Annotated in this window: 1 pseudogene; it reads left to right on the top strand. The window is 65.6% G+C overall.

What is annotated here, in order from left to right:
- Nucleotides 1-20: 20 nt before the first annotated feature.
- Nucleotides 21-512, top strand: a pseudogene (locus ACFOLC_RS16175) (glutamine synthetase); the annotation flags it as partial.

Here is a 512-nt window from a genome sequence, read left to right as displayed (position 1 = left end):
CGCTTCCCTCGGCGGTCTTCATGACGACGATCACCGGCGGCTACCCAGAGGACGGCAACGGCTTCGCCTATCCCAAGGACGATGGCGACCTGAAGCTCGTCCCCGATCTGTCGACGCTCTCCGCCGTCCCCTGGGAATCCGACCCGACGGCGCAAGTCATCTGCGACCTGGTCCATCAGGACGGGCGCAACGTCGAGTTCACGCCCCGCAACGTCCTGCGCCGTGTGGTGGCGGCCTATGAGCGTCGCGGGCTCAAGCCCGTCGTCGCCCCGGAGATCGAGTTCTATCTCGTGCGCAAGAACCCCGACCCGGATTATCCGCTGACACCACCGGTCGGGCGCTCGGGCCGCCCCATCGGCGGCGGACAAGGGTATTCGATCGCCGGCGTCAACGAGTTCGACGAACTGATCGACGACATCTACCACTTCTCCGAAGGGCAAGGGCTCGAGATCGATACCCTGATCCACGAGGAGGGGGCGGGACAGCTCGAGATCAACCTGCGTCACGGGGAC

Origin of the sequence: Lysobacter cavernae (assembly GCF_042648505.1) — a bacterium.
In the GTDB taxonomy this organism is placed as follows: domain Bacteria; phylum Pseudomonadota; class Gammaproteobacteria; order Xanthomonadales; family Xanthomonadaceae; genus Lysobacter_L; species Lysobacter_L cavernae.
The sequence above is the reverse complement of the archived record's forward strand: the minus strand, read 5'-3'. Positions and strand labels throughout refer to the sequence as shown.